The sequence below is a fragment of the Mastigocladopsis repens PCC 10914 genome (assembly GCF_000315565.1).
Classification (GTDB): domain Bacteria; phylum Cyanobacteriota; class Cyanobacteriia; order Cyanobacteriales; family Nostocaceae; genus Mastigocladopsis; species Mastigocladopsis repens.
Map to the genome: position 1 here is coordinate 2888612 of NZ_JH992901.1, position 491 is coordinate 2889102.

1 pseudogene is annotated in these 491 nt (G+C 34.8%); it reads left to right on the forward strand.

Going from position 1 to position 491, the window contains the following annotated elements:
• Nucleotides 1-94 precede the first annotated feature (94 nt).
• A pseudogene (locus MAS10914_RS32850) lies at nt 95-244 on the forward strand (YjbQ family protein); the annotation flags it as partial.
• Nucleotides 245-491 lie beyond the last annotated feature (247 nt).

Consider the following 491-nt stretch of genomic DNA (forward strand, 5'->3'; position numbering starts at 1 on the left):
GACTCATATATTTCTACTTTGGTGACTCCAGCCATCTTTGCTCGTTGATATTTATTCCTTCTTTATCTGTATCATAGTTTTAGTGAATTGGTATCACTTAATGGCAATGACTCTAAGTACGAGTGAAGTCATTCCTATTATGGATGGAAAATTAGCTTTGGGAACCTATCAATCTGTTTTATTATTTGAGTTAGATGGAGCGCGTAAAAGGACTATATTTTGCCAAATTTCTGGTGAGTTATGAGTTATTAGTCAGCGCTGTTTTATTTAACTTTGCGACGGCGGGAAATCAATCTTCGAGATATCACTAGTCACGCAGAATTGTGCTCAATACAGATCTATCTTATAAAGCTTTAGTAAGTCAGTAAATTCCTTTTTTCTTGGAGGAAGCATCTTATACCAATTCACTAAAACTATGATACAGATAAAGAAGGAATAAATATCAACGAGCAAAGATGGCTGGAGTCACCAAAGTAGAAATATATGAGTCA